This is a genomic window from Pseudomonas sp. (genome assembly GCF_026224925.1).
Taxonomy (GTDB): domain Bacteria; phylum Pseudomonadota; class Gammaproteobacteria; order Pseudomonadales; family Pseudomonadaceae; genus Aquipseudomonas.
The window spans coordinates 1-6,761 of the sequence record NZ_JAMFRV010000037.1 but is presented as its reverse complement, the minus strand read 5'-3'; the positions used below and the strand labels follow the sequence as shown (position 1 = coordinate 6,761).

Below are 6,761 nucleotides of genomic sequence, written 5' to 3'. Positions count from 1 at the left end.
CAACGAGATTACCTCGATGGCGATCCAGGTTTACGGCGGTATGGGTTACGTGCTGGAAAGTGGTGCATCACAACCTATGCGTGACGTTCGCATATGCGCAATTTATGAAGGCACCACTGCCATCCAGGCTCATGACTTCATCGAACGCAAGCTAGTGCGAGACAGTGGCGCGGCTTTGCACACCTGGCTGTCGAGCGTCGACGAAACACTGGGGTGTCTGGCTTTACACCAAAAGCATGAGTTGTTGGACATCGAATGCAATTTGCGAAAAGGCGTCGAGCTGCTCCGGGAAGCGGCCGATTGGGCAATTGTGAACTACCCCCGCCGGCCTCTGGTGGTTCTGGGAGGAGGGGTGGCATTGATTCAACTGTGCGGCATTGTCGCAGGCGGATGGCAAATGGCGCGAGCAGCGCTTGCAGCGCTGGAGCGTCTTAAAGCAGGTGGGGATCAACAAGAATTCCTGCGGCGCAAAATACTCAGTGTGCGCTTCTATGCAGCCCATGTTTTACCGCAGGTGGCTGGGCTGGCCGTGGTAGCGATGCGTGGTGGTGAGTCGGTTATGGCAATGGATGACGCCGCCTTCTAAACCCGTTCGCTCGTGGCGCAGGATCACAGGCCGACGCAGCGAGCCTTTCTCTTGGAAATAGAGGGGTCTACCACTCCTCATAGGGGGGGTGAGCAGCGGGCGATGTTTGTACCTTGGACGCAGAGTGCTGAATAAGTTCGGGCTGATGAAGTTGACTGCTGGTTAAGTCTTTGTTGCGTCAAAGATAGTGCGTCACTACTAATAAAAATAGGAGATAAACATGAGTACGCTTCATGAGGTGCCGCTACCGGTCGTTGGCTTGGCAGGTTTCGATGCAGGTCTAAGCGAAGATGAGCAGGCTGTGCAACAGGCCGTGCATCGCTTTGCTCGTGACGTCATGCGCCCCATCGGGCGTGAACTTGACCGTATGCCGTCCGAAGAGGCTTTTTTGCCGGGATCGCCTTTTTGGCAGTTCCATGGCCAGATTCAAGCATTAGGGCTGGGTCCTGAGGCCATGGCGGGATTGGGGCCAGAACAGGCCGCTCGAATGGAGGGCCTGGTGTTTCAGGAGTTGGCCTGGGGCGACGCTGGACTCGCCACCTCGTTCGGTGCGGGTGCTATGCCGATGCTGATGGCGCAAGCGAGCGGCCAACAGGAGTTGATTGATCTGTGCGAGGGAAGGCTTGGCTGTTGGTGTGCTACTCAGCCTGACCGCGGCTCCGACGGTTTGATCCTCTACCAGCCGGAACGCTTTGCAGGATCGAAGGGGAATAAGGGCAACTTGCAAGCTACCTTCACCGACGATGAAATCATCATCAACGGTCAAACATCTGCGTGGATTTCCAATGGCGCGGTGGCGCAAGTGGCCTTGCTGGACATCGTGGCCGACTATGGCAGCGGCTTTTTCGATGAACAAGGCAACACCTATGGCTGCAACATCATTTTGCCGCTGGATCTAAAGGGCATTTCGCGAGGCAAGCCGCTGGAGAAACTCGGAAAACGGGCTTTGCCCCAGGGCGAGATCTATTTCGACAGCGTCCGCGTGCCGCGCCGATTCGCCATTGCCACCCAAGACGACTACGACATCAAGCACGCTCATGCCTGGGCTCATGCCGGCACTGCGATGAGCCATCTGGCCGCCGGCTTGTCCAGGGCGGCGTTCGAGTTGGCGTTGGCTTACGTGCATGAGCGCAAACAGGGTGGGGCAATGCTGGCCGATCATCAACTCACGCAGTATCGCCTGGGTGGGATAGGCATGAAGGTAGAGGCTATCCGGGCAATGGCGCGTCATGTAGCCCATTTCACCAAGTGTGCCCCACGTCCACATCCTTACTTCACCGCTTCGGGCAAAGTCTTCTGTAACAGCGAAATGCTGACGGTGGTGCGCGAGTCGTTGCAACTGTTTGGCGGCATGGGTCTGACTCGCGAATTCCCAATCGAAAAGCTCCTGCGTGATGCACAGGCGATGCAAATTGAAGACGGCGAAAACAACATTCTTCAGGCCCACTACGGCTACCTGTTGAGCCAACTTCACCGGCAAGAAGGCTTCGGCCGCAACTAAAGCCGAACCACTCAATAACTGATCTGAGGAAACTTCCTTGAGCAAAGATTATCCTGTCGTCGTGTACGGTGCGAGCGGTTATACCGGGCGCCTTATTGCCGAACACTTACGTGATCTTGGCGTGCCCTTCATTGCCGCCGGCCGAAGCCGCGAGCGCATCGTCGAAGCCTTCAAACAAGTGCCGGGCATGGAAAATGCCCGCTATGAGATCATCGAAGTTGAACACACCGTCGAAGCCCTTACTAAGCTGCTGACCGGACGCAAAGTCATCTGCAATACGGTCGGGCCATTTAATCGATTCAACCTTGAGGTGGTCGAAGCCTGCCTGCGTGCAGGTGTTCACTATCTGGATACCACGGGTGAGCAAGCAGCGATTCGGCAAATTGACGACGCCTTTAGTAAGGACTTCGCAAAGGCCGGTCTTGTAATGGTGCCGTCACTGGCAATGCAGTACGCCGTTAGCGAGATTGCCGCGCAGTTCTGCCTTGAAGTGCCTGGCGTCGATTCGTTAGAGATGCATGAGGTGTGCGAAGCGGTGCCCACCGTTGGTTCGGCTAACACGATTCTCGACTCGGCGTGCCAACCGTTCCATTACCTAAAAGACAATGAGCTCGTTCCTTACAAGCAGATTGAAGTCAGCCAGATTTCAACACCTGGGGGGCAGGTACTGACCGCTACCAGCTGGGGTGGCAGCACCAACCCGCTCTGGTTTGCCAAAGATGGCCGCGTGCGCAACTGCAAGATGGATGTGGCGATGTGGAACCAGGCCCTTTATCAGAAGCAGCTGGACCTGGAGCGGTTGTATTTCACCACGCTGCAATGGATTCCCGAACATCAACTCCAGCCGATTCTTGACAACCTGGCCCGGGGTATTACTGCCACGATGCCCCCGCGTGAGTCCAGAGGTGTTCATCGCTCGATTGACTGGTGTATGGCGACAGGTAACAACGTTGCAGTCAAAGCCAGCATCTTCAGTACCGGTGGTTATCTCCAGACGGGACTGCTGCAGGCTTACGGCGCACGCCGACTGATCTCTGAAGCGCCTCGCGTATCGGGATTTTGCTCGCCGTCTCGGGTGTTTGGACATCACGAACTACTCGGAACGCTAAAAAGTTTTGGCTACGCCGCGTTGCAATTCGAGCGAATGGTTTAACCCTCCCTGCACATTGAAGGATTTCTCTAATGAGTTTTTCGACGTTTTCTCTGCAGCAGGACGGTGAAGTCCTGCGCGTAACCTTCTCGGCTCCTCCAATTAACTTGATGACCGCGAAGATGGTCGAGGAGTTGTTCCAGCTTGCTGGTCGCCTGCAAGTCGACCCAAGCGTCAAGATCGTAGTGATTGATAGCGCGGATCCGGATTTCTTTATTGCCCACTTTGATATCAGTGACATCGTGGCCATTGCCAAGGACCCCAGTAAGGCCAGCAAGACTCCCGATCTCAATGCTTTTCAGGCCCTCACGCTGACCTGGCAGATGCTACCGCAAGTCACCATCGGCAAGGTCAACGGCCGGTGCCGCGGCGGTGGTTTGGAGTTTCTTCTGTGCTTGAGTATGCGTTTCGCCAGCAGCGAATCAATGTTCTGTTTTCCGGAAGCAAGTGGTGGCTTTGTCACGGGCGGCGGCGGGGCTACTCGCTCGGCTATGGCGCTGGGACCGGCTCGAGTGCTTGAGTTGCTGCTTACCTCACGGGACTTCAGCGGGGATGAAGCAGAGCGTTACGGTTTGATCAACCGGTCGTTGTCGCAAGGTGAACTGGACGACTATGTAGAGGATGTGGTGCGTCGAGTGGCCAAACGCTCGCACGCCGTGATCGCGATGAACCGTGAAGTGGTGCGACGAGTGTTTGAACCGTTTGTAGAGCCGCTGTTTTCAGGTCTGGCTGCGGAAAACGATGGACTTCGTGCCGGCATGGAAAGCCCGGAGATGCAGGCCGGGATGGCTGCAATGATGAAAGAAGGCCAGGTCCGCGAGTTCGAGTTGGACCTGCCAGGTTCGATCGACGCCTTACTACCGTTTGTTAAGTAACTTCAACCCTATAAAACCTATAAACAACAGGAGGCTGCAATGGCCATCATCGACTTCTTCGACCGCGGTCGGTCGTTGAACCCGCAGGGGACTGCTTTCGTCATGGACGGGCAGCGTTGGGCTTACGAGGAGGCTCATGGCATTACCTGCCAAGTGGCTCAAGCGCTGGTTGCGGATGGCACCCGCAAAGGCATCCACGGCGCTGTACTGGCAGGTAACAATCCACTGGCCTGGATGTGCGTGTTGGGCCTGTGGCGTGCCGGCCTTGCTTGGGTGCCGTTGAATCCACGTGGTTCAGCGGACGAGAGCGTCCAGTTGGTCAATGGCTTCGATGTTGAGGTGCTGTTCTTCCAAAAGGCCTATGCCTCGGTTGTAGCCGTACTTCGGTTAGCCTGTCCTGGCTTGAGCAAACTGGTCTGCATTGATGGCCATGTCGAGGGTTGCCTGTCACTCCCCGACTGGCTTGCTGCTCAAAGCCAATTTGCTCCGTGCGTAGGGCACGAGCCTGACGACCTGGTGGCGATCATGCCTACCGGGGGCACTACTGGGCTCCCCAAGGGAGTGATGCAGACACATCGAAACCTGGGGCTTTCAGTGCTCAACGGCATCATCAACACACCCTATGCGCCGGGCGAGCGCATCGTGAATCTGGCCGCCGCGCCAATGACTCATACAGCCGGGTTTTTGTCCTTGTCTGCTAGTGCAAGGGGCGGGACTGTGGTCGTGCTTACTAAGCCCGACCCGATTTCTCTGCTCGATGCCATCGAGGAACATCGGGTCACTGAGTTGTTTCTGCCCCCCACAGTGATCTATCGCTTGCTGGAAACGCCGGGTATTGAGAAACGGAATTTTTCGTCGTTGCGTTACCTGATGTATGGCGCTGCGCCCATGTCCCTGGAAAAACTCAAGCATGCTTTGGCGGTGTTCGGGCCCGTCATGATGCAAGGTTATGGCCAGACTGAGGCTCCAGGATCAATCGCTTTTCTGCGTCCCCAGGATCATTTCGTGGACGGACGCATAGCCCCAGATAGCCGCCTCTCGGCCTGTGGGCTGCCATCGGTTACTAACGTACTGGCAATCATGAGCGACGACGGACGGGAACTGTCTCACGGTGAAAACGGAGAGATCTGCGTGCGTGGTGACATCGTTATGAAGGGTTATTACAACGATGCGCAGAAGACCGCAGAGTCGATAGTGGACGGGTGGTTGCACACCGGGGATGTAGGACATCTCGACGCAGAGGGGTTTCTGCATATCACTGACCGCAAGCGGGACTTGATAATTTCAGGCGGGTTTAACGTTTATCCCGGTGAAGTGGAGCAAGTTCTATGGTCTCACCCAGCGGTATTGGACTGCGCGGTGATTGGCGTGCCTGACGCAGATTGGGGTGAGTCGGTAAAAGGTATCGTCGAGCTTAAACCGGGTTCCAGTGTAGATGCTCAAACACTTATCGATCTATGCAAGCACAAGCTCGGCTCAGTAAAGGCGCCTAAAACAATTGAGTTTCTTTCGCCATTGCCGCGCAGCCCTGCGGGCAAGGTGCTGAAGAAAGATTTGCGTGAAAAATACTGGAACGGCCAAGAGCGTCGGATCTGATTTATACCAGGGAGAAAATAAAAAGATGAATGGTCCTGTGAATCGTCAGTGGTTACTTGCGCGACGCCCGGTTGGTGCTGTTGTTCCTGAAGACTTCCGTTACTGCGAGGCGCCGCTGCCTCGGCCTGGTGTGGATGAGGTGTTGGTGCGTTCGCTGTATTTTGGGTTCGACGCTAGCCAGCGTATCTGGTTGACAGACCACGGTGGTTACCTGCCCCCAGTCCAGATTGGCGAGCCTGTGCGAACCATGGGCATCGGTCAGGTGGTGGATTCACGGCACCCGGATTATGCGGTGGGCGACTTGGTAGAAGGCTTCTTGACGTGGCAGGACTACAACATCGCCCGGGCCGATGGCCCAATGCCTTTGCGTGTATTGCCCAAGTCTGAAGATATGCCGCTCACCTGGCATCTGGGCGTGTTCGGGGTGGGAGGCCTAACGGCTTACTTTGGCGTGACTGACGTTCTTAAAGTTGGCCCCGGGGATACCGTTGTGGTTTCGGCAGCAACAGGGGCGACCGGCTCTTTAGTGGCCGGAATCTGCAAGGCCGCAGGTGCCGACAGGGTCATCGGCATCGCCGGTGGCGCAGAAAAGTGTCGTTGGATCGTGGAACACGCCGGTTACGATGAGGCCATCGATTATCAGAACGAAGACATCGGTGCGCGGCTGGCCGAGCTTTGCCCTGAAGGTGTCAACGCCTACTTTGATAATGTCGGCGGTGACATGCTTGATTCTTTGTTGTTGAGCATGGCACCACGCGGGCGAATTCTTATTTGCGGCGCCATGGCATCTGGCTATACCGATGTTCAATTGCAAGGGCCGCGCAACTACATGTTCATCTGCGTGAAGATGCTGACGGTGCAGGGCATCCTGCTCACGTTCTATCGCGACCGACTGCAGGAGGGCGGCCAGGAGATGGGACGCCTGATCGCCGAAGGCAGGCTGCACGTCGAGGAACACATCGTCGACGGGTTCGAGCATGCGCCGGCGCTCCTGCCCACCCTTTTCAGCGGCAAGCGTCCCGGCAAGTTGTTGTTGAAGGTCGCAGACCCGGT

The 6,761-nt window shown here is 56.4% G+C and carries 6 protein-coding genes; all 6 read left to right on the top strand.

Features of this window, described 5'->3' with window-relative positions; all coding sequences use genetic code 11:
* Positions 1–586, top strand: a 586-nt coding sequence (locus M0974_RS01765; RefSeq protein ID WP_297831895.1) for an acyl-CoA dehydrogenase, incomplete at its 5' end; no start/stop codon positions are given.
* A gap of 220 nt (positions 587–806) precedes the next feature.
* The gene (locus tag M0974_RS01760) at positions 807–2,087 is read left to right on the top strand and encodes an acyl-CoA dehydrogenase family protein (protein WP_297831892.1); all 1,281 of its coding nucleotides are present in this window, start codon (positions 807–809) and stop codon (positions 2,085–2,087) included.
* A gap of 37 nt (positions 2,088–2,124) precedes the next feature.
* Positions 2,125–3,240: a DUF5938 domain-containing protein gene (locus M0974_RS01755; protein WP_297831889.1), complete on the top strand. Its 1,116-nt coding sequence runs from the start codon at positions 2,125–2,127 to the stop codon at positions 3,238–3,240.
* A 29-nt stretch (positions 3,241–3,269) separates the two neighbouring features.
* Positions 3,270–4,112, top strand: a complete 843-nt coding sequence (locus tag M0974_RS01750) for an enoyl-CoA hydratase/isomerase family protein (RefSeq protein WP_297831886.1) — start codon at positions 3,270–3,272, stop codon at positions 4,110–4,112.
* 39 nt (positions 4,113–4,151) lie between these two features.
* Positions 4,152–5,708, top strand: a complete 1,557-nt coding sequence (locus M0974_RS01745) for an AMP-binding protein (protein ID WP_297831884.1) — start codon at positions 4,152–4,154, stop codon at positions 5,706–5,708.
* Between the two features lie 25 nt (positions 5,709–5,733).
* On the top strand, positions 5,734–6,761 hold a 1,028-nt coding region (locus M0974_RS01740; RefSeq protein ID WP_297831880.1), incomplete at its 3' end, for an NADP-dependent oxidoreductase.